Genomic DNA, 24,191 nt, shown 5'->3' with positions numbered 1-24,191 from the left:
TTATTGCTCGACGGCAAATTCCGGCGTCGGCTTGAGGCCGTTTTGCTGGCGGACGTGGTTGAGGAAGCGGGTGAACAGGTAATGGCTGTCGCGGGGGCCGGGGCTGGCTTCAGGATGGTATTGCACCGAAAAGACCGGTTTGCCGTCGACCGACAGGCCGGCATTGGAGCCGTCGAACAGCGAGATATGGGTTTCGGTGACACCGGCGGGCAGGCTGGCCTTGTCGACGGCGAAGCCGTGGTTCATCGAGGTGATCTCGACCTTGCCGGTGGTCAGGTCCTTGACCGGGTGGTTGGCGCCGTGATGGCCCTGGTGCATCTTTGAAGTGGTGCCGCCCAGCGCCAGGCCGAGCAATTGATGGCCCAGGCAGATGCCGAACACGGGCTTGCCGGTGTCCATCAGCGCCTTGATGGTGGGAACTGCATATTTGCCGGTCGCGGCCGGATCGCCGGGGCCGTTGGAGAGGAAAATGCCGTCCGGCTTGTGCGACAGGACGTCAGCGGCGGTCGCCGTGGCCGGAACCACCGTCACCCGGGCGCCCTGATCGGCGAGGCACCGCAGGATGTTGCGCTTGGCGCCGTAGTCGATGGCGACGATGTGGAACTGGGGATTGTCCAGGCGGCCATAGCCTTCGCCCCAGGTCCAGCCGGTCTGGTCCCAGTGATAGGTCTGGGCGGTGGTGACTTCGCGCGCCAAGTCCAGCCCGACCAGGCCGGGAAAGGCCTTGAGTTCGGCCATGATCGATTGCTCGTCGAAATAGCCGTCCTCGGCATGGGCGATGACGCCGTCGGGCATGCCGTGCTCGCGGATGCGGGCGGTCAGGGCGCGCGTGTCGATGCCGGTAATGCCTACGATGTTGCGCTTCTTGAGCCAGGCGTCGAGCTTTTCGGCGGCGCGGTAATTGGACGGATTGGTGATGTCGGCCTTGAGCACGACGCCGCGAACGCCGGACAGGGCGGCCATGTTGACCGTCTCGATATCCTCGTCATTGGTGCCGACATTGCCGATATGGGGGAAGGTGAAGGTGACGATCTGGCCGGCATAGGAGGGGTCGGTCAGGATTTCCTGGTAGCCGGTCATGGCGGTGTTGAAGCAGACTTCGCCGGCGGCATGGCCTACGGCGCCGATGCCGCGGCCTTCGAGGCGCGTACCATCGGCCAGGATCAAGAGGGCGGTCGCGGGGGATTGCTGCCAACCGGTCACGGTGAGCCTCCTGGAGAGATGAGCGATGTCGATTGAGGCTTCCTCATAGAAGCCCGAACTGGCCAGCGCAAGTGGCGCATGCGGCTTATTGTGCCTATATGGGGCCGGCAAATTGCATGGCAAGAGGAGCAGAAGCGATGCGCGAAGAGCTTGGCGAAGGGCTGAAAACGGCTCTCAAGGCGCGCGATGCGCGTCGTACTTCGACGCTGCGGCTGATCAATTCGGCGATCAAGGACAAGGATATCGCCATCCGGCAGGAAGATCGCGGTCCCGCGACCAATGCGGAAATCCTGGTGATCCTGCAAAAAATGGTCAAGCAGCGCGAGGAAAGCTTTGCCATCTATGCGCAGGCGGGCCGCGCGGACCTGGCGACGGTGGAAAAGGAGGAGATCGACATCCTCAACGAATTTCTGCCCAAGGGATTGAGCGACCAAGAGGTCGATGCGGCAATCCAGGCGGCTATCGCCAGCACAGGTGCGGCGGGCGGCAAGGACATGGGCAAGGTGATCGCCCAGCTCAAGACGGACTATCCGGGCCGCATCGATTTCGGCAAGGCGAGCGGCAAGGTCAAGGCGGCCTTGGGCTGAAGCGCGTTATTGCGCAGCTATGGCCTGGGCCGAAACGGGCGGGATGGCGCGACTATGTTTTTCCCAGGCGTAGGAGATCAGCGCGACAATGAGAGCCAGGGCCAGCGCGGCGGCGCCGATCAGGGGCAGGCTGCGATAGCCGAGGCCGGCATTGAGCATGGCGGCGCCGATGGAGGCGGCCAGGGCAATGCCGATATTGAAGCCGGAGGGGATCAGCGATGAGGCCAGGCTCGGCGCATCGGCGGTCCAGCCCAGGATGCGGGTTTGGACCGGCGTGCCGATAGCGAAGTTGAGCGCGCCCCAGACAAAGACCGTGGCGATCATCGGCAGCGGGTAGGGGCTGGCGAGATAGAGAACGAGCAGCACGACCGATTGCAGGGCCAGCATGGCGATCATGGCGGGCATCAGCTTCCAGTCGGCTAGGCGGCCGCCCAGGAAGACGCCGAGCGTGGAGCCGACGCCGTTGAGCAGCAGGACCCACGGCACCCAATTGGCATCAAGGCCGGTCACGTCCTGGAGCAGGGGAGAAATATAGGTGAAGGGCACGAACTGCCCGATCATCAGCATCATCATGACGATCAGCGAACTCCAGACCTGTTGGCGGCCGAGCGCGCCGATCTCGCGGCGCAAGGGCGGGCGGACCGCAGCAGCGCCGCTGGCACGGGGCACAAAGAGCAGGATGGCGGCGCTGGCCAGCAGGCCGAGCGCGGCCATGGCCCAGAATGTCGCCCGCCAGGTCCAGATGGTGCCGATCGCCGCGCCCAGGGGCACACCGACAACGTTGGATACGGTCAGCCCCGACAGGATCAGCGCGACCGCAAAGCCACGGCGCTCGGGCGCGACAAGGCCGATCGCAACGACCATGGCGATGCCGAAGAAGGTGCCGTGCACCACGGCAATGACGATGCGCAGCGCCAGCATGGCGGCGAAATCGGGCGCCAGCGCGCAGCCGAGCTGACCCAGGGTGAATACGGCGATGAGACCCAGCAACAGGGTGCGGCGGGCGACCCTCGTGGTCACGAAGGTCAACAACGGACCGCCGACGGCGATCCCGATCGCGTAGCCGGAGACCAGATAGCCAGCCACGGGAATGGTGACGCCGAGACCCGCCGCAACCTCTGGCAGGACGCCGGCAATGACGAATTCGGTGGTGCCGAAAGCGAAGGCTGCAATGAACAGGGCGATCAGGGGCAGGGACATGTGCGGTACTCGATGACCGCCATTGCAGATCATACCTGGTTCCATCGTACAATGACGATATTGGGAGCATGGCCGCAAAATCGTCCGGCGGCGCTGGACTGCCGACGAAATGCGGCTACACTTCACCTGGGCTTGGCGGGGGCAATTCGATGGCGATTTCTCAAGACACACGGCGGCGTTTTGCGCTGGCGACGGCGGTGCGCGGCGTACTGATGCTGCTGGCGGGGCTTTATGTGGTGATCTGGCCGGTCCAGGCGCTGTCGGTGCTGGTGCTGGCGGGCGGCATCCTGTTGGTCATCGACGGGCTGCTGGGCCTGTGGAGCCTGACCTTCGGCGGCGGCAAAAGCGGCAATTACTGGTTCGATGTTGTTTCCAATGCCTTGGCGCTGGTTCTTGGCATTCTGATTCTGCTCAGCCCGCTGCTGACAACCATTCTGGCGGTGACGTTCCTGTCCACGCTGGTGGGCATCGCGGCGTTGGTCGTGGGGGTGATGCAGATCGTCGTCATCACGCGCGAGCGCGAGCATTATGCCCGGATCTGGCCGGTGGTGCTGTCGGGCATTTCCTACGTGTTGCTGGGCTTGGTGTTCCTGTTCTTTCCGGTGCTCAGCGCTTCGATAGGGCTGGTCCTGGGCGGGATCCTGCTGATGGTGTTTTCGTTCGGCCTCTTCGGCTGGGCATGGCGGTTGTATCAACGCAGCAAGGTGGCTTAAACACCGGCGTGGCGCGACGGTGAGGGGACAAAGGGGATAACGCGTCCCTTTTGGGTGACTTCGCGCGGCCAAATGCTTATCTAGCATCCATGCGCTTTTCCGATCAGTTTCTCGATGAAATCCGCCAACGCCTGCCGATCACGCAGGTGGTGGGCGAGCACGTCATCTGGGACAAGCGCAAATCGCAGCCGGGCCGGGGCGACATGTGGGCCTGCTGCCCGTTCCATGGCGAGAAGAGCCCGAGCTTTCATGCCGACGACAATCGCGGCATCTACCATTGCTTCGGCTGCGGGGTCTCGGGGGATCATTTCAGGTTCCTGACCGAAAAGGCGGGCATGAGTTTTCCCGAAGCGGTGGAAAAGCTGGCGGGCATGGCCGGGGTGCCGATGCCGGCGCGCGACGAGCGGGTAGAAAAGCGCGAGGCCGAGCAGAAGTCGCTGACCGATGTCATGGAATTGGCGACCAAATATTTCGAGGCGGCGCTGAGCCACAATATCGGGGCGCGGGCGCGGGGATACCTGTTCGAGCGGGGCGTTTCGGCGCAGAGCCAGACGCGGTTCCGCATCGGCTTTGCCCCCGACAGCCGCAACGGGCTCAAGGAGCACCTGGCGCAGAACGGCATTTCGGCGCAGGACATGGTCGATACCGGACTGGTCACCAGCCGCGAGGGCGATCCGTTGAGCTATGACCGGTTCCGTAATCGGGTGATGTTCCCGATCACCGATTTTCGCGGGCGGGTGATTGCCTTTGGTGGTCGGGCGCTGTCGGCGGACGTGCCGGCGAAATATCTGAACTCGCCGGAAACCCAGCTCTTTTCCAAGCGGCAGGTGCTCTATAACGGCCAGATGGCGCGGCAGGCTGCGCGCGAGGGCAAGGCCGTCATCGTGGTCGAGGGTTATCTAGATGTGGTCGCGGCGGTGGCAGCGGGCTTCGAAGGCGCCGTCGCGCCGCTGGGCACGGCGATGAGCGAAGAGCATCTGCAACTGCTCTGGCGCATGAGCGAAACGCCGGTGCTGTGCTTTGACGGCGACAAGGCGGGCCAGAAGGCGGCCGAGCGCGCGGCCAACCTGGTATTGCCCCATCTCAAGCCCGGCTACACGGTCAAGATCGCGACCCTGCCCGAGGGGCTCGATCCCGATGACCTGATCAAGGCACAGGGCAGGCAGGCCTTTGCCGACGTGATCGAGCGGGCGCGCAGCCTGTCAGACGTGATCTGGAGCCATGAAACCGGGGGGCTGGTGCCTGAAGCGCCCGAGGAGCGGGCGGCATTGCAGGCGCGGCTGCGGGAGCGTGCCAACAGCATTCAGGACAGTTCAGTGCGCTTTCACTATGCGCAGGCGTTCGACGAAAAGCTCAAGGCGTTCTTTGCCCCGGTGCGGCAAGGGCGGTTCGAGCCGCGCGGGGGCAGGCCGGCCTATGGGCAGGGCAAGAGCTACGGCCAGAGCGGCGCCTATGGTTTTCCCGGTAGGGGAACGCCGCGGCTGGTGGTTAGCGACACGCTGCGCAATTCGCGGTTGTTGAAGCCCAGTGCCGGGGCCGATGCGACCTCGCGCGAGGCGGCGATCATCCTTAGCCTGGTCAATCACCCTCCCTTGGTCGAGGGCAAGTTCGAAACCCTGGCAGCGCTGGATTTCGAAACGCCCGCCGCTCACAAGGTATTGAGCGAAATCCTGGCAGTGGTGGTGCGCCATCACGATATCTCGCCCGCCGACCTGATGAGTGCCCTGGGCGCGCGGGGCTACGGGCCGGCGCTGGACCGGATGGCGCGGGTGTTGAACCAGCAGGGGGTTTGGCAAATCACCGCAGAAACGGCGCAAATCGACGCCGAGACCGGATTGAGTCATGCGCTGGCCTTGCATAACAAGAAAGTTCAGCTAAATAAGGACCTCAAAGCAGCCGAAGCGGCGCTGGGCGAAGACCCGAGCGAACAAACCTTTGAAAGGCTGCGGGACATCAAGAACCAGATTACCACTGTCGATGGCACAGAGGCATTGATCGAAGGCTTTGGTTCGCTATCGGGACGCGCGACACGTAGTTTTTAGGGTGATGACCCTGAAAGTCTGCGCGTACGCGCGGTTTTGCATATGGCGAAGTATGTGAAATCCTGCCGATACGAACCGGTTGGGGTGCGGGCGTTAACGTCTGCTTTACCAAGCCTTTATCTTTCCTTGAGTTGTCACCACTTATGACCTTACCGGCACCCGGCCGCAGACGGGTCCCGATGGAGCACCAGATGGCCACCAAGGCAGCTAGCAAGACCACCAAGGATACCGAAAAGCCAGAGGCTGGCGCCGCCGAAGCCCCCAATGACAGCCCGTTGCTCGACCAATCCGATGCCGCGGTCAAGAAGCTCATCAAGACCGGCAAGAAGCGCGGCTATGTGACCTATGAAGAGCTGAATGCGGTGATGCCGGCCGAGGAAGTCTCCTCCGAGCAGATCGAAGACATGATGAGCATGTTCTCCGATCTGGGCATCAACGTGGTGGACGAAGACGAGGTCGAGGAAACCGAGGTCGACAAGGACGAGGACGAGACCGGCAGCGAAGTCGCGCCCTCGACCGGCACCGCCGTCGCCTCCAAGTCCAATACCCGCGAGGGCAGCGACCGCACCGACGATCCGGTGCGGATGTACCTGCGCGAAATGGGCTCGGTGGAACTGCTCAGCCGCGAGGGCGAAATCGCCATCGCCAAGCGCATCGAAGCCGGACGCGAGACCATGATCGAAGGGCTGTGCGAAAGCCCGCTGACCTTCCAGGCCATCATCATCTGGCGCGAGCAGCTTGCCCAGGGCGAAATCCTGCTGCGCGACATCATCGATCTCGAAGCCACCTATGCCGGCCCCGATGCCAAGCAGGCGACGCCGACGCCCGAAGTGCTGAGCATGCATACCCACCCCAAGGTGGAGCCCGTGGTGGCCAAGCCCGTGCCCGCGCCGCGCCGCCCGAGCGGGGACAGCGACGACGATTACGTGCCCGACGAGCCGCAGGCGCCGCAGGACCCCGTCGCCGACGATGACGACGACGAGTTCGAGAATGCCCTGTCGCTGTCGGCGATGGAGGCGGAACTCAAGCCACAGGTGGTGGAGACCTTCGATCGCATCGCCGACGCCTATGGCAAGATGCGTATCATGCAGGACCGGCACGCCGAGAACCGCGCCGGCAGCGTCAGCGCCGCCGACGCCAAAAAGCTGGATGTGCTGCGCGGCGAGGTGATCACCGACGTCAAGTCGCTGTCGCTCAATGCCGGCCGTATCGAGAACCTGGTCGAGCAACTCTATGACATCAACAAGCGCCTGGTGAAGCTGGAAGGGCGCCTGCTGCGCCTGGCCGAAAGCTATGGCGTCAAGCGGGAAGCGTTTCTCGAGAGCTATTACGGGCAGGAAGTGAACCCGGCCTGGGAAGAATCGCTGGAGACCCGCGAGGGCAAGGGCTGGGGCGAATTTGCCCGGCGCGAAGCCGACACGGTGCGCGAGATTCGTGGCGATGTCGCGACGCTGGCGACGGAAGCGGGCCTCAACGTCACCGAATATCGCCGCATCGTGCACAAGGTGCAAAAAGGCGAACGGGAAGCGGCCATTGCCAAGAAGGAAATGGTCGAGGCAAACTTGCGCCTCGTGATCTCGATTGCCAAGAAGTACACGAACCGCGGCCTGCAATTCCTGGATCTTATCCAGGAAGGCAATATCGGCCTGATGAAGGCAGTGGACAAGTTCGAGTATCGCCGCGGCTACAAGTTCTCGACCTATGCGACCTGGTGGATTCGCCAGGCGATCACGCGCTCGATCGCCGACCAGGCGCGTACCATTCGCATTCCGGTGCACATGATCGAAACGATCAACAAGATCGTGCGCACGTCCCGGCAGATGCTGCACGAGATCGGTCGTGAACCCACGCCCGAGGAGCTCAGCGAAAAGCTGCAGATGCCTTTGGACAAGGTGCGCAAGGTGCTCAAGATTGCCAAGGAGCCGATCTCGCTCGAAACCCCCATCGGGGACGAGGAAGACAGTAATCTGGGCGATTTCATCCAGGACGTGAACGCGATCCAGCCGATCGATGCCGCGATCCAGAGCAATCTGCGCGAAACCACGACGCGGGTGCTCGCTTCGCTGACACCGCGCGAGGAACGCGTGTTGCGGATGCGTTTCGGCATTGGCATGAACACCGACCACACGCTGGAGGAAGTGGGCCAGCAGTTCTCGGTGACGCGCGAGCGTATCCGCCAGATCGAGGCCAAGGCACTGCGCAAGCTCAAGCATCCGAGCCGGTCCAGGAAGCTGCGGAGCTTTTTGGATAATTAGGACGTTCGACCATGCCGACGATTTCGTTATTCTTTGGCATGGTCATACAGATGTATTGGCGTGACCACGCTCCGCCGCATTTCCACGCTCGGTATCAGGGCGATGAAGGTTCGATTTCAATCGAGACGGGTGAGTTGGTTAGCGGCAGTATGCCGCCAAACGCCAAGCGAATCTTGAAAGAGTGGACCGCTCGACATCGAGAAGAATTGCTTGAAAACTGGGAACTGGGCAGGCTGCAACTGCCCTTCAATGCAATCGAAGGAGCCGACTATGACGATTGATTATGTGTCAGTAAGTTCTTTGAAAGTCTTGCCCGGCTTCAAGCTTCATCTCGAGTTCAGCAATGGCGATGAGGGTATTCGCGATTTTTCGGATATTCTTTCGGAGGCCGGGCCCATGGTTCAGCCGCTGCGCGACAAGGTCATGTTTGAGAAGGCATTTCTGACGTATGGTGTGCCGACTTGGCCAAATGGGTTACAATTGGATCCGACCAATTTGCATAGGGAATTGGCCAAACAGGGTCGGTTGTCGCACCCTATTGCGGCAGAATAATTGACCACGCCCCGCCTCAAAGTCACTGCCATTCGCGCCATCGTGCCGTTCAAGCTGGTGGTGAGTTTTTCGGATGGATCGTTTGGGACGTTCGATGCGAGCCCGATGATCGGGGAGCGGGGCGAGGGGACGGAGGCGCTGCGGGAGCGGCGCTATTTCGGGCTGGTGGAGTTGGCGAATGGCGTGCCGACCTGGCCGAATTATTTTCACATCTCGCCGGATTGGCTGCGCGAGGAAATGGCAAACCGCGGCGAACTCGAATTGCCGCTGCCGGCGCGACGCAAGCGCTAGAACTGGGAGATGGCGATGTCTTTTCTGAGCAAGCTTTTTGGCGGGGGCGACAAGGCCGAGAGCGCGCCGGCCGGTGACAAGGCGCTGGATCAGGAGAGCTACAAGGGCTTTTTGATCAAGGCGATCGAAATGCGGGCCGGCAGCGAGTATCAATTGGCCGGGACGATCGAAAAAGAGATCGCGGGCGAACTCAAGAGCTATAAATTCGTGCGGGCCGACCGCATGAGTTCCAAGGACGACCTGATCTCGATGGCGCTCGGCAAGGGCCGGCAGATCGTCGACGAGCAGGGCGACAAAATGTTCAGCTGATTACCAGGTCAGTTGCAATAAACAATGCCGATCGCGATGCCGGGGCAAGCGCCGCCGCCGCGTTTGGCCGCACAGGAGTGACGGACATGGCCAAGAAACCTACGGCGCGCAGCGAATACGTGATGTTCGACATCATCTATGAGGATGGCAGCCAGCGCTCCAACCGCAAGGTGGAAGCCAACCTGCTTGGTGGCCTTGATGGCGACGAGCCGGCGCGTACCGCGATCATGGACCAGGACCGGGCCATATCGGAAAAATCGGGCCTGCCGCCCTTGCAGATCAAGACGATCAGGCGATCGGGGAAATAGCGCGCGGCAGGGCCTTGTCGATGGCGGGTTTGACCACGGTGCCGTAAAGCTCGATGGCTTGCATGACCTTGTCATGGGGCAGGGTGCCGACGCTCAGTTGCAGGCCAAAGCGGTCATGCCTGAACCATTCTTGCTGCATCAGGATCTTGTCGATGATCTCCTGGGGCGAACCCATGAAGTAAGCGCCGTTAGGCGTTGCTCCGCTCTCGAATTGGGCGCGGGTGGTCGGCGGCCAGCCGCGTTCCTTGCCTATGCGGCTCATCGATTCGCTATGGGCTGGAAAAGCCAGGTTGCGCGCATCCTGGCTGTCAGCGGCAATGAAGCCGTGCGAGCTAATGCCGACCGGCAGGGTCTTGGCATCCTTGCCGGTTTTTTCGGCGGTTTCGCGATAGAAATCCACCAGTGGCGCGAATTGGCGGGGCTGGCCACCGATGATGGCAATCATCAGCGGCAATCCGTAATAGGCAGCCCGGGCGACCGAATTGGGCGTACCGCCCACGGCGATCCAGAGCGGCAGGGGTTGCTGTACGGGCGCGGGATAGATGGCAATGCCGGGGATGGGCCTGGTATGGGCGCCGCCGGGCCAAGTGATCTTGCCGCCGGCGCGGATGGCCAGCAGCAATTCGAGCTTTTCCTCGAACAGCGTGTCGTAATCATCCAGATCGAGACCGAACAGGGGAAAGCTCTCGATGAAGGAGCCGCGGCCGGCCATGATTTCGGCCCGCCCATTCGACAGCAGATCGAGCGTGGCGAATTGCTGCCAGGTGCGGATGGGGTCTTCGGAACTCAGCACAGTGACGGCGGTCGAAAGCCGGATGGACTTGGTGCGCGCCGCTGCGGCAGCCAGGATGGTCACCGGCGCAGAGGCGACGAAATCGGGCCGGTGATGCTCGCCCAGGCCGTAGAAGTCGAGGCCAAGCTGATCGGCCAGCGCGATCTCTTCCAAAAGGTCCCGAAGGCGTTCGGCAGGGCTTTGCAGGGCGCCGCCATTGAGCGGATCGGGCGTATTTTCGGCAAACGAATATAGACCAAGTTCCATGATGACCTCGTGTTGCCGCACAGATGGCGCTTGCCGCCTGACGCATCAAGAACGCACATGGGTGTAACCGCGCCATTGGCGCGGTCACCAAGCGGTCAGACGTTGCTGGTGGATGGTGCGTAGGCGAAAGGGTTGGCAGGCGGGGCGGTTTGCGGCAGGGGCTCGCCGGCAGCCTTGTGAATTTCGGCGACCAGGCCTGGCTCGAGCCGCAGCTTGACGGCGAGCGCATCGAGATAGGCGCGCTCGGAGGCCGTATCGGCGGAGATGGCGACAAGGGACGCCGCATAGATTTCGCTGGCATGCTCGGGGGTGTCGGCGCGTGCGACCACCACGTTGATGTCCAGCGGGCTCGAGAGTTCATCGGACACCCAGGCTTTTTCCTCGGGGCTGAGCGACATGGTTTCGAGCTTGGTGAAGATGGCTTCCTTCTCGTCGCCATCGATGCGCCCGTCGGCCTTGGCGGCCGCGATCATGGCGCGCACCAGGGTCTTGCCGAGTTCTTCCTGCCCGTGACTGTCACCGGGGGCGGGAATGAAGGCGTCCTGCGATACGGGGGCGGGGGCTGCGGCCTGGTTCTGCTGATAGGTCTGCCAGGCTTTGTAGGCCAGTCCGCCAACTGCGGCAACAGCGCCAAGCTGAACGGCATTGCCTACCAGTTTGCCGGGATTGCCGCCGCCCAGCAGCATGCCGGCGGCCATGCCGGCCGCACCGGTGAGCGCGGTGCGCTGCGTGTTCTGGTCGGTCTGCAAGGCTTTGAGAATCTGGTCGATGTTGAACATGATCCCTCCCTTTTGGTTGGTGTCGACGGAATTGGGGAGAGTTGGCAACATTGCAAGGTGCTGAGGCAGCAGGTCGCAGCACGACGCAGAAAGCAAGAAAAAGCCCCGGCGGGGCGGCCGGGGCTTCAAGTGATGTCTCAGAGGGAGTGCTGAGGCATCGGGGAGACTGTTATGGGGCCGCCGAGGCGGGCGTGGTCGGGGCAGCAGCCGGGGCTGCCGTCGCATCAACTGCCGGGGCCGGAGCCGCCGGAGTTTCGGTCACGGGGGCCGGCGCGGTTTCAGTCGCAGGCGCTTCGGTCATCGGGGCAGGGGCGACGCCACCGTCATTGGCCGAGGATTCAACCGCCGGGGTACCGCTCGCAGCAGCACCGGTCGAAGTGCCCGAATTGGCCGAGAACACCAAGTAGCCGATGGCGAGCAGGGCCAGCACCACAATGATGCCAACGAACCAGCCGGTGCCGTTGCTTTCACGAGTATAGACGGTCCGCTGTCCGTCATTGGTATAAACGGTATCGCGTTCTGGGGTAGCCATGATTGCGCTCCTTTGTTGCACGCTAAGGCGAAGAAACGCAGGTTTTTTGGAATCGTTCCCAATCGCGTGATCGAGTTGATACTGGAGTCTTGGGCCGGAAAACGATTGAAATTTCAAGCGACTGGCGAAGGCGAGAAGAATTTAGTTTGCTTTGGCCGATAAATAAATGCGGGTCAAAGGCCCGCGTCTTCCCCTTTTGCCGGCTTTTTCGCGATCCGATCGATGATCGCCAGAAACAGCGCGGAGACCACAAAGGCGAGGTGGATGATGGTGAACCACATGATCTGGGTATCGGTATATTCGGGCACGTTGAGGAAAATCTGCAGCAGGTGGATCGATGAGATGGCCACGATCGTGGACGCCACCTTGATCTTGAGCGAGCCGGTATCGATCTGTCCGAGCCAGTGCACGTCGTCTTCGTCATCGAAGCGGGAAACGAAATTCTCGTAGCCGGACACGATCACCATGACTACGAGGCTGGCGATCAGGGCCGCATCGATCAGGCCGAGCACCTTGAGGATGGTTTCGGTCTCGTCCATGCCGATAGCGTGGATGCCGAAATCCCAAAGCTTATAGGAAAACGACACGGCGTAGATGGCGAGCGCCAGAGCCAGGCCGATGTAGAACACGACCAGCAGCCAGCGGCTGGCGAGGATGACCCGTTCGACGAAAATTTCCAGCTGTTTCATCGCGCTCTCCGTTCCGTCCTCCAGCCAATAGCAAACTTTGCCGTTGGCACAAGAGCGGCGCTGTCGCGGGCGGTCCGGCGCAAAGCCTTGGTAGCGTAGGGACCGACAGGGTCCGCCATGGATTTAGCTGGCGCCTTCAACCTTGGCGGACCCCTGCCGGAGGCCCCCGCATCCGGCGATCGAGCAGTGGCAGCGCCAAGCTGAACGGCTTTGGAACGAAGGTCACAGGCAGCGTTCATAAGTGGTGTGGCGCACCAAATGAAAAGGCCGGGCGCTGGGCCCGGCCTCGTCGTCTATTTGGTGACCAGGGCTAGCTGTCGCTGGCCATGGTGATCAGCGGGGTAATCCGGCGAATGGTGACGCGGCGGTTTTCGCGTTCGTCCAGATCGGTGCGGATCTTGAGATAGCGCTCGCCATAGCCCTGGGTGGCCAGGTTTTCCGGCGGCACTTTATAGAAGTCGGTCAGGATGCGGGCAACGGTGGCCGCACGCAGATCGCTCAGCTGCAGGTTGGAAATTTCGGTACCCACGGCGTCAGTGTGACCCTCGATCAGGAAGGTTTCCGCCGGATTGTTGGCGAGGAGGGCCAACATGCCCTGGGCAACCTTGCTCAAGGCCCCGACCTGGTCGCGACTGATGGTGGCCGCACCCGTATCGAAGGTCAAGCCGCCCACTTCGAGCTTGCGCACGCTGTCACGCACACGGGAAGAGCGCTTGACCTCGTCGATCGAATAGAGACGGGCCACCTGTTCAACCGGAGGCTGGCGGAAGAAGGTCTCGACCTGGTCTTCGTCGGCATACTCCACGTCCAGGGCATAGTCCTGCACCGGAATATTGAGACGCAGCGGGGGCAGGTCGAGGCCCGGGTCGCGCCATTCCAGCAGCTCGTCGTCGTAACGATCGTCGAAATAGGCCAGCACATATTCCTGCCCGTCGGGCGAGATGCGCGAGCGGCGCAGGACGTCGCCGTTGCGGTTGCGCACGGTGACGATCTGGGTGCCGTCGGGCCGGGTGATGGTTTCGCGGACGCGGCCATTGTTGAGGTTTTCGTAGAAGACCTCGTCCTGCTGGTCGTCGAAGTACCGGTCGGTATCCTGGCCGGGCGTGTTGACGATCAGCTGCGTTCCAACCTGCAGGATAACCTGGGTCAGCTGATCACCATAGGTGGTCTGACGCAGATCGTTCTGCTCGATATTGGTCTGCTGGCCGATATTGGTCTGCGAATTGTCGACCGTGTTGTTCTGCGTATTGTTGGTGATGTTGTTCGTGACGTTGGTCTGGTTGACGATCGTCACGTTCTGCGGAATCACCGGGGCGGCGACGTCGGCGGCGGTCACGGTTTCACCCTGCTCCTCGACGGCAGAGACTGCCGCTGCGTCCTGGGGTGCAAAGCGCGCCTGGGCTTCCGTATCGTTGGTGGGCGGCGGGCCGGCAGGCTCCTGGGCCACCGGTTCGGCGGCAGGCGCTGCGGCGCCGTCGGGCTGGACCACGGGGCCATCCTTGGCGCTATCGAGCACCGGCGCCACCTGATCCTGGGTGATGCCCTCCGGCAAATCCTCGATGATCTCGGTGGGTTGGCCGGCAACGGGGCCATCGGCGGGCTGGTCAGCGGGCGTTTGCGCCGCAGGATCGACCGGGGTCTCGGTTGCCGGCTGCTCCGATGGGGCAAGGCCGGGCACTTCGACCAGTTCCAGGCCGTATCCGGCAAGGCACGCGGTGATGTCGGAATTGCCGGAGGCGGCGCAGAGAGTGCCGATCTGGGCGCGGGCAGCGTCCATGCGGGCTCCGGCCTCAGTGGCATCGCCACCGGCCATCATGTCAGCGACGGCGGCGTTATAGGCGTCGACCTGCGCCTGCAGATCAGCCTGCAGATTGGCGTTTTCAGGAGTGGCCTCAGGCTGGGCCTGCACGGCGGGATCAGCTTGGGTCTCGGGCGCGACTTCTGGAGACGCTTCAGCTGGTGCTTCAACTGCCGGCTCCGCGGGGGCGGCCTCTTCGACCGCGGGATCGGCTTCCGGTTCAGCTTCCGGTGCGGCCTGGGCCGCAGGCTCCTCGGCCGGCGCGGCCTCCTCGACGGGAGCAGCCTCGGGTTCAGCGCTCTGTTCGGTCGCCGCTTCAGGCTCGGTAACGGCCTCGGGCTCGGTGACCGCTTCCGGCTCGGCTGCGGGTTCCGGCGCGACCTCCGGTTCCGGCTCGGGCGCTGGCTCCTCGATTACTTCGGGGGCGGGCTCCTCAACCGGGGCGGCTTCGGGCTCGGGCGCAACTTCGGGCTCCGGAGCGGCTTCCGGCTCCGGCGCTGCCTCAGGCTCGGGCGCCGCTTCGGGTTCCGCGGCCGGCTGGTCGGCCGGCGCTGCGGACTGGGCGGCGACGCACTCGTCGAAGCTGGTGAAGCCGGCATCGATGCACTGCTGTGGCAATTCGGGAGGCGCCGCTTCCTGGGCGAACAGGGGAACAGGCGCAAAGGTCATCAGACCCAGGCTGGTTCCGGTCATAAGCCAGTTTCGAATGCGCATTGGTATTCCTTTTATGGTCGAGTGACACTTGGGATCAGCATCACGGCACCAGTCTGAACCGAGACTGAACGGTGTCGGGCCGAATGATATCACGCTAACCCCCCCGCAAGGCCCGCAACGCCTGGAGTTCTGCAAAGTTCCAGAGCCGCGCCATCCCGGCAAGATGTGGCGATCGTGGCGCGATTGGGGCGCTGGCATGGTGCGGGCGCCCGTGCTAGGCCCACGGCACACCGCCGGACCCGCCATGCTGCAATCGCTCGACACCTTGATCCTTTCGACAGACGGCGCCGGACTTTACGAGTTCACCGCTGCGCTGCGCCGGTTCGTGGATGGTTCGGGGATCGGCACCGGGCTGCTCACCGTTTATTGCCGCCACACGTCGTGCTCGCTGCTGATCCAGGAGAATGCGGACGCCGATGTCCAGACCGATCTGGACGGGTTCTTCCGGCGCCTGGTGCCGCAGGGCATAGACTGGCTGCTTCACACCACCGAGGGTCCCGACGACATGCCCGCCCATATCAAGGCGGCGCTGACGCAGACCTCGCTGGCCGTTCCCGTGCACCGGGGCAGGCCGGTGTTCGGCACCTGGCAGGGCATCTACCTGTTCGAACACCGCGCGCGGCCGCACCGCCGCGAAATCGTGCTGCACATTATAGGAGAGGCGTGATGGATTGGGCCGGCGTGCTGCAATACTGGCCGTTCGTGATCGGGCTTCTGGTCACGGGCATCTGTTCGGGCATCGCTGCGGGCCTGCTCGGCATCGGCGGCGGGGCCATCATCGTGCCGGCGCTTTCGACCGCGCTGTCGATCCTGGGGTTCGATAGCGACGTGGTGCAGCATGTGGCCGTGGGCACGTCCCTGGCGATCATCATTCCCACCGGCGTCATGAGCGCTCGCTCGCACAACAAACGCGGGGCGCTGGATGGGGTGACGCTGCGGCTCTGGGTGCCGTTCATCGTCGCGGGCACCCTGATCGGCGGGCTGGCGGCGGCGTTCCTGTCCGGGGATGCGCTGCGCATCGTGTTCGCGGTCATGGCCTTCGTGATCGCCGCTAATATCGTTCTTGGCTTCCAGACCCGGCTGATGGGGCACCTGCGGGGCTCCGCCCCGACGCACCGGATTTCGGCGTTCGTCGTCGGCTTCATCTCGGCGCTGATGGGGATCGGGGGCGGCTCGCTGAGCGTGCCGACGCTGGTGGCGTTCGGCGCCAGGATGCACGCGGCGGTGGGCACGTCGGCCGCAATCGGGGTGGCGATCGCCGTGGCCGGCACGATCGGGTACATCGCCTCGGGCTGGGGCGTTGTGGGCGTGCCGCCGCTGAGCCTGGGTTACGTCAACCTGCCGGCACTGGTGCTGGTCGCGGGGCTGGCAGCGCTGTTCGCGCCCCTTGGCGCCACCATCGCGCACCGGCTGGAGCAGCAGACGCTAAAATACGTGTTCGCCGCATTCCTGGTATTTGTTGGGCTCAACATGCTGTGGGAAGTAATCAACGGCTGAGGCCGGCGACGATGAAAAAGGTTGGTGGGGACGGTTGACTACGACGGCCGTCCCCACCGCCCAAGCCCCTTGGGAGGGTTTGGTTTAGTTGCCGGCGTCGTCGAGTTCCCACTGGACCGAGACGTTGATGGCAAAACTGAGCTCGCCGGCGGCGACCGGCACTTCGGCGCGTGCCGTGTCGGCCATGGCCTTGACCATATAAGGCTGCGGCGGCTGCTCGATGCTCTGGCCTTCGTTGATCGACACGATATCTTCCAGCGCCGAGCCGGCGGCCGTGGCATAAAGCTGCGCCTTGGCCTGAGCATCGGCGAAAGCACTTTTGCGCGCCTGGTTCAGCAGCTCGGACGGATCGTCCACAGCAAAGGTTACGCCATTGACGGTGTTGGCGCCCACCGTCACCGAGTTATCGAGGATGGCGCCCAGCGTATCGAGCGCGCGCACCCGAACGGTCACGGCATTGCTGACCTGGTAGCCGTTGATCTTGGGCGGCAGCGTATAGCCGTTGGCGTCGCGATCTTCGGTATAAACGTAGTTCGGACTGACCGAGAAGCCGGAGGTCTGGATATCGCGCTCGGCAATGCCGGAGCCTTTGAGCGCGGCCAGCAAATCGGCCATCGCCTTGCTGTTGAGATCGAGCGCCTCGCGCGCCGTCGCGCCCTGGGTGGTCACGCCCGAGTTCACGAAAGCGGTGTCGGGCACCGCCGTCACCTCGCCGCGCCCTTCGATGGAGATGGTTCCGGCAAAGGCCGGCAGGGACAAGCCGGCAAGCAGGGCGAAGGGCAAACAGGCAAAAAGGCGACGCATGGAAAACTCCTTGAGCTGTGGCGGACACTTCGCCACTCAATGCGTCCATAATGGGGCATGGCTGAACCGCAGTTGAACGGCCTATGGAAAGCCATGCTGCTAAGGAATAAGGCCCGCCGAGCCGGGTAAGGCTTGCAAGGATGCGCGGGCGCGGGTTACTCACCCCGGATGATCAGGGGGATGGCATGAGCAGCGCGATCTATCCAATTGAGGGCGTATTGCTGGGCCGGGCGCGAGTTCCCGGCACGCTCTATCCGGTCATCGTGACCGTGCGCGGCGGCGATCTGGTGGATATCACCGCCAAGGGCATGGCCACGGTGCGCGATATCGCCGAGAGCGCCGATCCGGCCGGTTATGTGACGCAGGCCAAGGGCGAGACGATCGGCTCAGCCGAGGCCATCGTCGCCAATAGCTGGGCGCGCGGGCAGGATGCTGGCACGCCGTCGCTGCTATCGCCCATCGATCTGCAGGCGATCAAGGCTTCGGGGGTCACCTTCGTGGTGTCGCTGCTGGAGCGGGTGATCGAGGAGCAGGCGCGCGGCGACAAGGGCCGTGCCGATGCATTGCGCGGCGATATTCTGGCGCTGATCGGCACCGACCTCAGCGAGCTGGTGCCCGGCTCGGACACGGCGATGCGGGTCAAGGCAGCACTGGTCGACAAGGGCGTCTGGAGCCAGTACCTCGAAGTGGGCTTCGGTCCAGATGCGGAAATCTTCACCAAGGCGCCGACCATGGCCTCGGTTGGTTTCGGCGCCGATGTGGGGCTCCATCCCATTTCGAGCTGGAACAATCCGGAGCCCGAAGTGGCGCTGCTGGTCTCGAGCGCCGGCGCGATCGTCGGCGCAACGCTGGGCAATGATGTCAACCTGCGCGACGTCGAGGGGCGATCAGCGCTGCTTTTGGGCAAGGCCAAGGACAACAATGCATCGGCGTCGCTGGGACCGTTCGTGCGCCTGTTCGACGGCGCTTTCACGCTCGACACCATCAGCCGGGCCGAGATCGCGCTGCGGGTCGAGGGCGAGGACGGCTTCGTGCTCGACGGGCATTCCTCGATGAGCCAGATTTCGCGCTCTCCAGAGGCGCTGGTTGCGGCGACCATCGGGCGCCATCATCAATATCCGGACGGGCTGGTTCTGTATCTCGGCACCATGTTTGCGCCGGTCAAGGATCGCGACGGGGCCGGCAAAGGCTTCACCCACAAGCTGGGCGACACTGTCTCGATCTCGACATCGAGTCTGGGCACCCTATCTAACAGGGTGAACCTGTCCACCATCGCGCCCCCCTGGACCTATGGCACCAGCCATTTGCTCCGCGACCTCGCTGGGGCGAACTTGCTCTGAATTCCTCCCGAAAGGCTTTTTGACATGACATTGCATCAAAATCTCATCGACGGCGCCTGGGTAGGCAGCGAGGGCAAGGAAAACATCAATCCGTCCAATCTGGGCGACGTGGTGGGCGTTTATGCGCAGGCCAGCGCCGAGGAAACCAAACAGGCGATCGCTGCGGCAAAGGCGGCGTTTCCGGCCTGGTCGCGCTCGGGCATTCTCGAGCGGCATGCGATCCTGAGCAAAACTTCCCAGGAAATCCTGGCCCGCAAGGCCGAACTGGGCGAATTGCTGAGCCGCGAGGAGGGCAAGACCTTGCCCGAGGGCATTGGCGAGGTGACGCGCGCCGCGCAGATCTTTGATTTTTTTGCCGGGGAAGTGCTGCGCCTTTCGGGCGAGATCCTGCCATCGGTGCGCCCCGGCGTGGGCGTCGAGATCACGCGCGAGCCGATCGGGGTGGTCGGCATCATCACGCCGTGGAATTTCCCGATTGCCATTCCGACCTGGAAGATCGCGCCGGCGCTGGCGTTTGGCAATACCGTCGTGGTCAAGCCAGCCGATCTGGTGCCCGGCTCGACCTGGGCCATCGTCGACATTTTGGTGCGGGCGGGCCTGCCCAAGGGCGTGCTGAACCTGGTGATGGGCAAGGGCTCGGTCGTCGGCCAGACGCTGCTGGAGTCCAAGGATGTCAATGCCATCACCTTCACCGGCTCGGTGGGTACGGGCAAGCGCGTGGCGCTGGCTTCGATCGAGGTGGGGCGCAAGTTCCAGCTGGAAATGGGCGGCAAGAATCCGACCGTGGTGCTGGACGATGCCGATCTGAAAGTAGCGGTCGAATCGGTGGCGCAATCGGCGTTCTTCTCCACCGGCCAGCGCTGCACCGCGTCCTCGCGCGTGATCGTGACCGCCGGCATCCATGATGCATTCGTCGAGGCGCTGGGCGAGCGGGTGCGCAATCTGCGGGTGGGCGATGCCTTGCACAAGGACACGGACATCGGGCCGGTGGTCGATGCCAGCCAGCTCAAGCAGGACACCGACTATATCGCCATCGGCAAGGCCGAAGGCGCCAAGCTGGCGGCGGGCGGCGAACTGGTCAAGGGCGCAACCGAAGGCTTCTATCTGCAGCCGACGCTGTTCACCGAAGCGACCAACCAGATGCGTATTTCCCGCGAGGAAATCTTCGGGCCGGTCGCCAGCGTCATCCGCGTCAAGGACTATGACGAGGCGTTGGCTACCGCCAACGACACCGAGTTCGGCCTTTCCGCCGGCATCGTCACCACCTCGCTGAAATACGCGACGCACTTCAAGCGCAATTCGGAAGCGGGCATGGTGATGGTGAACGTGCCGACGGCGGGGGTGGATTTCCACGTGCCCTTTGGTGGCCGCAAGGCCTCCAGCCTCGGGCCGCGCGAGCAGGGCAAATATGCCAACGAGTTCTTTACCGTGGTCAAGACGGCTTATACCGCGGCGGGTTAGCGGCGTTTGTTGACAGGCAAAGTTGGGCTTGGGGCGGGATGACCGCCCCGAGTGCGGGGTCGAAAGGTCAGCGCAATCCCTCGATCACCGGGCGGCGATAGATCAGCAAAGCCGGGATCGTCGCCAGGATCAGCGCTGCGAGGCAGAAGGCCAGCAGGCTCAGCAGTTCGGAGCCGCCGATGCTGGCCTGCATGGCGACGCCCGTGTCGGCGGCAATACCGGCAGAAAGCGCTGCGGCCAAGGCCCAACCCAGGCCCAGCCCCAGCGCCGCGCCGGCAATGATCAGCACCGCGACGTAGAGCCATACCGTGAGGAAGACGAAGAGCGGACCCGCGCCAAGCGCCCGCAACACGGCAAAACGACGCCGCATCAGGTCGAGAATGGCGACGATACCCGCGAGGATCGCGGCGACCACCAGCACCTGGGCGACCAGCGTCAGGGCGCTCATGATGCGGGTCGCATCGCCCAGAACGTCGTAGAGGCCGACCAGAATTTCGGCGGGGAAGAAGGCGGTAGAACGTTCGCTGCGGTATTGCCCGCGCAGGCCATAGGCCGCCGCGACGTCGTGGGGCTTGACCACCACGGCAGGGACCCCGGGCAAGTGCTCGGGTGCGAATGGGGGGCCGATGCGCTCGTCGCCCGGCGCATGGCCGAGATCGAGCCCGTGGACTTCCCAATTGTATTCGATGGGCACGATGACGGCGCGATCCCAGGGCGTGCCGGTCGGGCGCATGCGGCCGACCACGGTGAGGTCGGCATGACCCTCGGCACCATGAACGTGGCCGTGCTCGTCGTGTTCGTCGGCGTGTTCCTCCGCCGCGATGGCGTCGGCCGCGGCGTCTGCATCCATCTCGCCATGACCCACGGCCAACGTTTCGCCGACGGCGTGGGGCGACAGCGCGCCGATGACGGCTTCCTCATGCGCCGCGAACATGCGGCCCTCGGCCAGCCCGCCAGAGAGGTAGTCTACGAACGGCGCGATGGTGCCGACCACCGGATCGCCTTCGATATTGTCGCCAAAGCCAATCGGGGCGACGAAGTCGGCCTCCGGGCGCGCCAGCAGGTCGGCGAAGACCGCGGGATCGAGCAGTTCGACGGCGGTGGGCCGCAGATAAACCACCGAGAACAGGATGTCGTTGGCGCTGCCGGGCGCTGCCACCACGAGATCGAAGCGATCCGCCGCGCGCGCACTGCCTTGGCGCAACGCCCGCTCCTGGGCACTGATGGTGATGCCCAAGGCGACGGCCAAGGCCACGATGACCAGGAACAGCGCGCTGGTGAAGCGGTTGCGGCGGTGCATCGCCCAAACGAGGGGCAAGGGGTTCATGCGTTCACCCGGCCATGATCGAGGACCAGTTCCGCCGTTGCCGCGGCGCGCAGATCGGGGTCATGGCTGGCGGCGATGACCGTGCGGCCTTCCGCTGCGAGGCGAGACAGCACGGCGATCACATGGGCCCCGGCCAATTGGTCCAGGCTCGCCGTTGGCTCGTCGGCGAAGATAATAGCCGGATCCGCCAAAAGTGCCCGGGCAATGGCCACGCGCTGTTGCTCGCCGCGCGAGAGCAGGCCGGCCTGCCGCCGTTCCAGCGGCACGGCGAGTTCGGCAAGCAGCGTTTCGGCGCGTTTGCGCCGGGGCGCGGCGTTCCAGGCCCCGAACCAGGCCGGCAGCAGCACATTGTCGAGCGGCGTCATTTCATCGATGAGATGAAAGTCCTGAAAGATAAAGCCGGCATGGCGGCGACGCCAACGATCGCGCCCGGCCTCGGACAAGGCCGAAAGCTCTGTCTCGCCCCAGGCCAGGCTGCCGCTCGTGGGTCTCGCCAAGCCCGACAGGAGATAGAGCAGGCTCGATTTGCCCGAACCGGATGCGCCCGAGAGCACGGTCAGGCTGCCGGGAGCGGCGGCTAAAGGGGGCGTATCGAGGACGAGCTGGTCATCGTAGCGCAGCGTCAGCGCGGTTGCCGATAGGGCCAGGCCTGACATCGGCTCGGCTCAGGCGCGATTGTAGGTGACGTTCATCAGCCGCAGGAAGCTGACGAAACCGGTGTCCGCGTCGGTCTTGAAGCCGGTTTCGAACTGTCCTTCGACACGGATCAGCGTCGAAAAGCGCACGACGTCGATCGGGTCCGCGGCATAGGCCACAACCAGATCGGTCGGCCAGTCGGCGGCGTCGTTGCAGAACGGACAGGTGGCCATGGGCAGCTTGGTCAAAACGAAGAAACCGACTTCGGGCTTGAGCGGGGGCGCCATGTAGCCGGTCATGGCAATCTGTGCGCCATCGAGCGCCGCCGTTTCGGGCGCGAGCTCCATGCCGCGGCTGTAGAGATCGCGGAAGCGGAGCGAGGGTGTTTCGGCAAACGCGGGACGCACCAGGGCCGGCAGTGCAAGGCCGGCGATAGCGGCACAGACGAAGCTGCGGCGATCCATGGTGAAACTCCCGTTGGGAAAACACTATAGCCGCCGGATCGCTCCGGCGGCCAGAGATTGGCAGAAATGTTACTTGGCGGCGCCGTCGAGGCCGATGGCCTTGGCCATGACGTGATAGATGACGTTCTGCTCGACGACACCGTGGAACAGATGGGCCCAGGGCCCCTGCGCGAAGATGGCGACGTCGTCGCCGGCATGGCTTTCCGAACCCAGGGGAACGAGGGCCTGCTGCAGGTAGTCCAGATCGGTGGTGTCGACACCAGCCGGGTCGGCGCGGATGGTGAGCGGGGCATCGGCCTCGGCACCCTCGGGAGCAACCGGCGCTTCGCCTTCATAGACCGCAGCGCCCGGGCCGTTCATATATCCCAGCGTGGTATAGGCCTTGCCATCGTCGGCAGTGCCGCCGATGCCCAGGATCGGGTTGCCGCGCACCGGGTAGCCGGCGATCGAGAACACGTGGCTGTGGTCGGCGGTGACGACGATCAGCGTTTCCTCGGGATTGACGGCATCATAGGCGGCCTGCACGGCCTCGGACAGGGCTACGGTATCCATCAGTGCACGGGCGGCGTTGCCGGCATGGTGGGCGTGGTCGATACGGCCGCCTTCGACCATCAGTACGAAGCCATTTTCGTTCTGCGACAGCATCTCGATCGACTTGACGGTCATCTCGGCCAGGGAGGGCTCGCCGCCGGCATCCTTGGCGCGATCGGCTTCATACTGCATGTGCGAGCCTTCAAAGAGGCCGAACAGGTGCTTGGTGGTGGCGATATCGACCGCGTCGAACTGCTCCTTGTTCCACACATAGGCGCCATCATTGTACTTGGCCTGCCATTCGGCGACCAGGTCATGCCCGTCCTTGCGCGAGCCGGTTTTTTCCGGATATTCCGGATCGGCGGTCTCGGCCGTCATGAAGTTGGCGCGACCGCCGCCCAGGATGACCTCGAAGCCGTCGCCGGCGGGCCAGTTCACGAGCTGGCTGGCAATGTCGGCACATTCAGTGGTGCCTTCGGGCAGGTTGGTGTCGTTTTCCCAATCGCGGCCGGCGCTATGGGCATAAGTGGCGGCCGGCGTCGCGTGGGTGATGCGGGCGGTCGAGACGACGCCGGTCGCGAGCCCGGCGGCTTCGGCCTGCTCGAATATGCTGGTGACGGTGGCCTTGGCCTGGGTCGAGCAATCCTCGAGAACAACGCTCTGGTTGACGCCGATCGTGCCATTGACCGATTTGACGCCAGTGGTCATTGCCGTCGCGGTCGGGGCGCTGTCGGCGACCTGGCTGTCATGGGTATAGGTCTTGGACAGGGCGACGTAGGGCAGCAGCTTTTCGAACGACAGGCTGTTGCTTTCGCCGTCGACACCACGTTCCTGGCCCTCGAAAATGCGGGCGGCGGTAATGGTAGGAATGGACATGCCGTCGCCAACGAACAGGATGACGTTCTTGGCCTTGCCGGTATTGGGTTGCTGGGCGATCAGGGCAGCCAGGCTTTCCTGCGCCGACATGAAATAGCTGTCGGTCGCCTGGGGCAGGGCGCTCTGAGCCAAAGCAGGGGCAACCAGCGCCAGCGCCGACACCGTCGATACAAGTGTTCGTGCAAGTTTGATCATCGTATGTCCCATCGAAAAATTGCCGCGCATGGGTGCCGGCCATTTCCGA

At 63.7% G+C, this 24,191-nt stretch carries 25 protein-coding genes; 13 read left to right on the top strand and 12 right to left on the bottom strand.

Annotated features, from left to right (window positions below; genetic code table 11):
* On the bottom strand, positions 1–1,203 hold the full coding sequence (gene carA, locus ACFE8X_RS10855; RefSeq protein WP_375451488.1) for a glutamine-hydrolyzing carbamoyl-phosphate synthase small subunit: 1,203 nt from the start codon (positions 1,201–1,203) through the stop codon (positions 1–3).
* A 137-nt stretch (positions 1,204–1,340) separates the two neighbouring features.
* Between carA and ACFE8X_RS10850 the strand changes: the two genes are divergently transcribed.
* Entirely contained in the window at positions 1,341–1,790 is a 450-nt protein-coding gene (locus tag ACFE8X_RS10850; protein ID WP_375451487.1) for a GatB/YqeY domain-containing protein, read from the top strand.
* Between the two features lie 6 nt (positions 1,791–1,796).
* Here ACFE8X_RS10850 and ACFE8X_RS10845 read toward each other — a convergent pair whose 3' ends face one another.
* On the bottom strand, positions 1,797–2,990 hold the full coding sequence (locus tag ACFE8X_RS10845; protein WP_375451486.1) for an MFS transporter: 1,194 nt from the start codon (positions 2,988–2,990) through the stop codon (positions 1,797–1,799).
* Positions 2,991–3,139: 149 nt separating this feature from the next.
* On the opposite strand from ACFE8X_RS10845, the gene ACFE8X_RS10840 reads away from it, so the two are divergent.
* From ACFE8X_RS10840 to ACFE8X_RS10805, 8 genes are all read left to right on the top strand, one after another.
* Complete coding sequence (locus ACFE8X_RS10840) at positions 3,140–3,703, top strand: HdeD family acid-resistance protein (protein WP_375451485.1); 564 nt, start codon at positions 3,140–3,142, stop codon at positions 3,701–3,703.
* Positions 3,704–3,792: 89 nt separating this feature from the next.
* Positions 3,793–5,745: a DNA primase gene (gene dnaG / locus ACFE8X_RS10835; protein ID WP_375451484.1), complete on the top strand. Its 1,953-nt coding sequence runs from the start codon at positions 3,793–3,795 to the stop codon at positions 5,743–5,745.
* A gap of 191 nt (positions 5,746–5,936) precedes the next feature.
* Positions 5,937–8,000, top strand: a complete 2,064-nt coding sequence (rpoD, locus tag ACFE8X_RS10830; protein ID WP_375451483.1) for an RNA polymerase sigma factor RpoD — start codon at positions 5,937–5,939, stop codon at positions 7,998–8,000.
* An 11-nt stretch (positions 8,001–8,011) separates the two neighbouring features.
* Positions 8,012–8,281, top strand: a complete 270-nt coding sequence (locus tag ACFE8X_RS10825) for a DUF4160 domain-containing protein (RefSeq protein WP_375451482.1) — start codon at positions 8,012–8,014, stop codon at positions 8,279–8,281.
* The gene (locus tag ACFE8X_RS10820; protein ID WP_375451481.1) at positions 8,271–8,552 is read left to right on the top strand and encodes a DUF2442 domain-containing protein; all 282 of its coding nucleotides are present in this window, start codon (positions 8,271–8,273) and stop codon (positions 8,550–8,552) included. Before ACFE8X_RS10825 ends, ACFE8X_RS10820 begins: the two co-directional genes overlap by 11 nt.
* Positions 8,553–8,843, top strand: coding sequence for a DUF2442 domain-containing protein (locus ACFE8X_RS10815; protein WP_375451480.1), 291 nt, complete (start codon positions 8,553–8,555; stop codon positions 8,841–8,843). It abuts the gene before it with no gap.
* A gap of 15 nt (positions 8,844–8,858) precedes the next feature.
* Positions 8,859–9,152: an HlyU family transcriptional regulator gene (locus ACFE8X_RS10810; RefSeq protein WP_375451479.1), complete on the top strand. Its 294-nt coding sequence runs from the start codon at positions 8,859–8,861 to the stop codon at positions 9,150–9,152.
* 86 nt (positions 9,153–9,238) lie between these two features.
* On the top strand, positions 9,239–9,460 hold the full coding sequence (locus ACFE8X_RS10805; RefSeq protein ID WP_375451478.1) for a hypothetical protein: 222 nt from the start codon (positions 9,239–9,241) through the stop codon (positions 9,458–9,460).
* On the opposite strand, the gene ACFE8X_RS10800 is transcribed toward ACFE8X_RS10805, so the two are convergent.
* The 5 genes from ACFE8X_RS10800 to ACFE8X_RS10780 form a co-directional block, all read right to left on the bottom strand.
* Positions 9,441–10,499, bottom strand: a complete 1,059-nt coding sequence (locus tag ACFE8X_RS10800; RefSeq protein WP_375451477.1) for an Atu2307/SP_0267 family LLM class monooxygenase — start codon at positions 10,497–10,499, stop codon at positions 9,441–9,443. The two genes, ACFE8X_RS10805 and ACFE8X_RS10800, sit on opposite strands and share 20 nt — an antisense overlap.
* A gap of 95 nt (positions 10,500–10,594) precedes the next feature.
* Entirely contained in the window at positions 10,595–11,278 is a 684-nt protein-coding gene (locus ACFE8X_RS10795) for a tellurite resistance TerB family protein (protein ID WP_375451476.1), read from the bottom strand.
* Between the two features lie 169 nt (positions 11,279–11,447).
* On the bottom strand, positions 11,448–11,810 hold the full coding sequence (locus ACFE8X_RS10790) for a hypothetical protein (protein WP_375451475.1): 363 nt from the start codon (positions 11,808–11,810) through the stop codon (positions 11,448–11,450).
* A gap of 173 nt (positions 11,811–11,983) precedes the next feature.
* Positions 11,984–12,499 (bottom strand): TIGR00645 family protein, encoded by a 516-nt coding sequence (locus tag ACFE8X_RS10785; RefSeq protein WP_375451474.1) that lies wholly within the window; start codon positions 12,497–12,499, stop codon positions 11,984–11,986.
* 310 nt (positions 12,500–12,809) lie between these two features.
* Positions 12,810–15,011, bottom strand: coding sequence for an OmpA family protein (locus ACFE8X_RS10780; protein WP_375451473.1), 2,202 nt, complete (start codon positions 15,009–15,011; stop codon positions 12,810–12,812).
* A 244-nt stretch (positions 15,012–15,255) separates the two neighbouring features.
* On the opposite strand from ACFE8X_RS10780, the gene ACFE8X_RS10775 reads away from it, so the two are divergent.
* Positions 15,256–15,678, top strand: a complete 423-nt coding sequence (locus ACFE8X_RS10775) for a secondary thiamine-phosphate synthase enzyme YjbQ (protein ID WP_375451472.1) — start codon at positions 15,256–15,258, stop codon at positions 15,676–15,678.
* Positions 15,678–16,508 (top strand): sulfite exporter TauE/SafE family protein, encoded by an 831-nt coding sequence (locus tag ACFE8X_RS10770; RefSeq protein WP_375451471.1) that lies wholly within the window; start codon positions 15,678–15,680, stop codon positions 16,506–16,508. The genes ACFE8X_RS10775 and ACFE8X_RS10770 overlap by 1 nt, the downstream gene beginning before the upstream one ends.
* Positions 16,509–16,592: 84 nt before the next feature.
* On the opposite strand, the gene ACFE8X_RS10765 is transcribed toward ACFE8X_RS10770, so the two are convergent.
* Positions 16,593–17,312 (bottom strand): SIMPL domain-containing protein, encoded by a 720-nt coding sequence (locus ACFE8X_RS10765; RefSeq protein ID WP_375451470.1) that lies wholly within the window; start codon positions 17,310–17,312, stop codon positions 16,593–16,595.
* A gap of 185 nt (positions 17,313–17,497) precedes the next feature.
* Here ACFE8X_RS10765 and ACFE8X_RS10760 point away from each other — a divergent pair, with 185 nt between their 5' ends.
* Together ACFE8X_RS10760 and ACFE8X_RS10755 are read left to right on the top strand one after the other, a co-directional pair.
* Positions 17,498–18,652, top strand: coding sequence for a fumarylacetoacetate hydrolase family protein (locus ACFE8X_RS10760; RefSeq protein ID WP_375451469.1), 1,155 nt, complete (start codon positions 17,498–17,500; stop codon positions 18,650–18,652).
* A gap of 24 nt (positions 18,653–18,676) precedes the next feature.
* Complete coding sequence (locus ACFE8X_RS10755; protein ID WP_375451468.1) at positions 18,677–20,113, top strand: aldehyde dehydrogenase family protein; 1,437 nt, start codon at positions 18,677–18,679, stop codon at positions 20,111–20,113.
* A 67-nt stretch (positions 20,114–20,180) separates the two neighbouring features.
* On the opposite strand, the gene ACFE8X_RS10750 is transcribed toward ACFE8X_RS10755, so the two are convergent.
* The 4 genes from ACFE8X_RS10750 to ACFE8X_RS10735 all read right to left on the bottom strand — a co-directional run bounded on the left by ACFE8X_RS10750 (position 20,181) and on the right by ACFE8X_RS10735 (position 24,142).
* Positions 20,181–21,440, bottom strand: a complete 1,260-nt coding sequence (locus ACFE8X_RS10750; RefSeq protein ID WP_375451467.1) for an FtsX-like permease family protein — start codon at positions 21,438–21,440, stop codon at positions 20,181–20,183.
* A complete protein-coding gene (locus ACFE8X_RS10745; protein WP_375451466.1) occupies positions 21,437–22,096 on the bottom strand; it encodes an ABC transporter ATP-binding protein in 660 nt (219 codons plus the stop codon). Before ACFE8X_RS10745 ends, ACFE8X_RS10750 begins: the two co-directional genes overlap by 4 nt.
* 9 nt (positions 22,097–22,105) lie before the next feature.
* Entirely contained in the window at positions 22,106–22,540 is a 435-nt protein-coding gene (locus ACFE8X_RS10740) for a hypothetical protein (protein ID WP_375451465.1), read from the bottom strand.
* Positions 22,541–22,609: 69 nt separating this feature from the next.
* Entirely contained in the window at positions 22,610–24,142 is a 1,533-nt protein-coding gene (locus ACFE8X_RS10735; protein ID WP_375451464.1) for an alkaline phosphatase, read from the bottom strand.
* Between the last annotated feature and the right edge of the window lie 49 nt (positions 24,143–24,191).

Source organism: uncultured Devosia sp., assembly GCF_964244875.1.
Classification (GTDB): domain Bacteria; phylum Pseudomonadota; class Alphaproteobacteria; order Rhizobiales; family Devosiaceae; genus Devosia.
Note: the sequence above shows the minus strand (reverse complement) of the source record. Positions and strands in the feature narration are given on the sequence as shown.

Excerpts from the sequence above, each read along its gene's own strand:
- ACFE8X_RS10845 (WP_375451486.1), bottom strand. The coding sequence starts at position 2,990 with ATGTCCCTGCCCCTGATCGCCCTGTTCATTGCAGCCTTCGCTTTCGGC.
- ACFE8X_RS10780 (WP_375451473.1), bottom strand. The coding sequence starts at position 15,011 with ATGCGCATTCGAAACTGGCTTATGACCGGAACCAGCCTGGGTCTGATG.
- rpoD (WP_375451483.1), top strand. The coding sequence starts at position 5,937 with ATGGCCACCAAGGCAGCTAGCAAGACCACCAAGGATACCGAAAAGCCA.
- ACFE8X_RS10775 (WP_375451472.1), top strand. The coding sequence starts at position 15,256 with ATGCTGCAATCGCTCGACACCTTGATCCTTTCGACAGACGGCGCCGGA.
- ACFE8X_RS10805 (WP_375451478.1), top strand. The coding sequence starts at position 9,239 with ATGGCCAAGAAACCTACGGCGCGCAGCGAATACGTGATGTTCGACATC.
- ACFE8X_RS10745 (WP_375451466.1), bottom strand. The coding sequence starts at position 22,096 with ATGTCAGGCCTGGCCCTATCGGCAACCGCGCTGACGCTGCGCTACGAT.
- ACFE8X_RS10765 (WP_375451470.1), bottom strand. The coding sequence starts at position 17,312 with ATGCGTCGCCTTTTTGCCTGTTTGCCCTTCGCCCTGCTTGCCGGCTTG.
- ACFE8X_RS10770 (WP_375451471.1), top strand. The coding sequence starts at position 15,678 with ATGGATTGGGCCGGCGTGCTGCAATACTGGCCGTTCGTGATCGGGCTT.
- ACFE8X_RS10795 (WP_375451476.1), bottom strand. The coding sequence starts at position 11,278 with ATGTTCAACATCGACCAGATTCTCAAAGCCTTGCAGACCGACCAGAAC.
- ACFE8X_RS10755 (WP_375451468.1), top strand. The coding sequence starts at position 18,677 with ATGACATTGCATCAAAATCTCATCGACGGCGCCTGGGTAGGCAGCGAG.
- ACFE8X_RS10740 (WP_375451465.1), bottom strand. The coding sequence starts at position 22,540 with ATGGATCGCCGCAGCTTCGTCTGTGCCGCTATCGCCGGCCTTGCACTG.
- ACFE8X_RS10800 (WP_375451477.1), bottom strand. The coding sequence starts at position 10,499 with ATGGAACTTGGTCTATATTCGTTTGCCGAAAATACGCCCGATCCGCTC.
- ACFE8X_RS10760 (WP_375451469.1), top strand. The coding sequence starts at position 17,498 with ATGAGCAGCGCGATCTATCCAATTGAGGGCGTATTGCTGGGCCGGGCG.
- ACFE8X_RS10785 (WP_375451474.1), bottom strand. The coding sequence starts at position 12,499 with ATGAAACAGCTGGAAATTTTCGTCGAACGGGTCATCCTCGCCAGCCGC.
- ACFE8X_RS10750 (WP_375451467.1), bottom strand. The coding sequence starts at position 21,440 with ATGAACCCCTTGCCCCTCGTTTGGGCGATGCACCGCCGCAACCGCTTC.
- ACFE8X_RS10820 (WP_375451481.1), top strand. The coding sequence starts at position 8,271 with ATGACGATTGATTATGTGTCAGTAAGTTCTTTGAAAGTCTTGCCCGGC.
- dnaG (WP_375451484.1), top strand. The coding sequence starts at position 3,793 with ATGCGCTTTTCCGATCAGTTTCTCGATGAAATCCGCCAACGCCTGCCG.
- ACFE8X_RS10825 (WP_375451482.1), top strand. The coding sequence starts at position 8,012 with ATGCCGACGATTTCGTTATTCTTTGGCATGGTCATACAGATGTATTGG.
- ACFE8X_RS10735 (WP_375451464.1), bottom strand. The coding sequence starts at position 24,142 with ATGATCAAACTTGCACGAACACTTGTATCGACGGTGTCGGCGCTGGCG.
- ACFE8X_RS10840 (WP_375451485.1), top strand. The coding sequence starts at position 3,140 with ATGGCGATTTCTCAAGACACACGGCGGCGTTTTGCGCTGGCGACGGCG.
- ACFE8X_RS10810 (WP_375451479.1), top strand. The coding sequence starts at position 8,859 with ATGTCTTTTCTGAGCAAGCTTTTTGGCGGGGGCGACAAGGCCGAGAGC.
- ACFE8X_RS10790 (WP_375451475.1), bottom strand. The coding sequence starts at position 11,810 with ATGGCTACCCCAGAACGCGATACCGTTTATACCAATGACGGACAGCGG.
- ACFE8X_RS10850 (WP_375451487.1), top strand. The coding sequence starts at position 1,341 with ATGCGCGAAGAGCTTGGCGAAGGGCTGAAAACGGCTCTCAAGGCGCGC.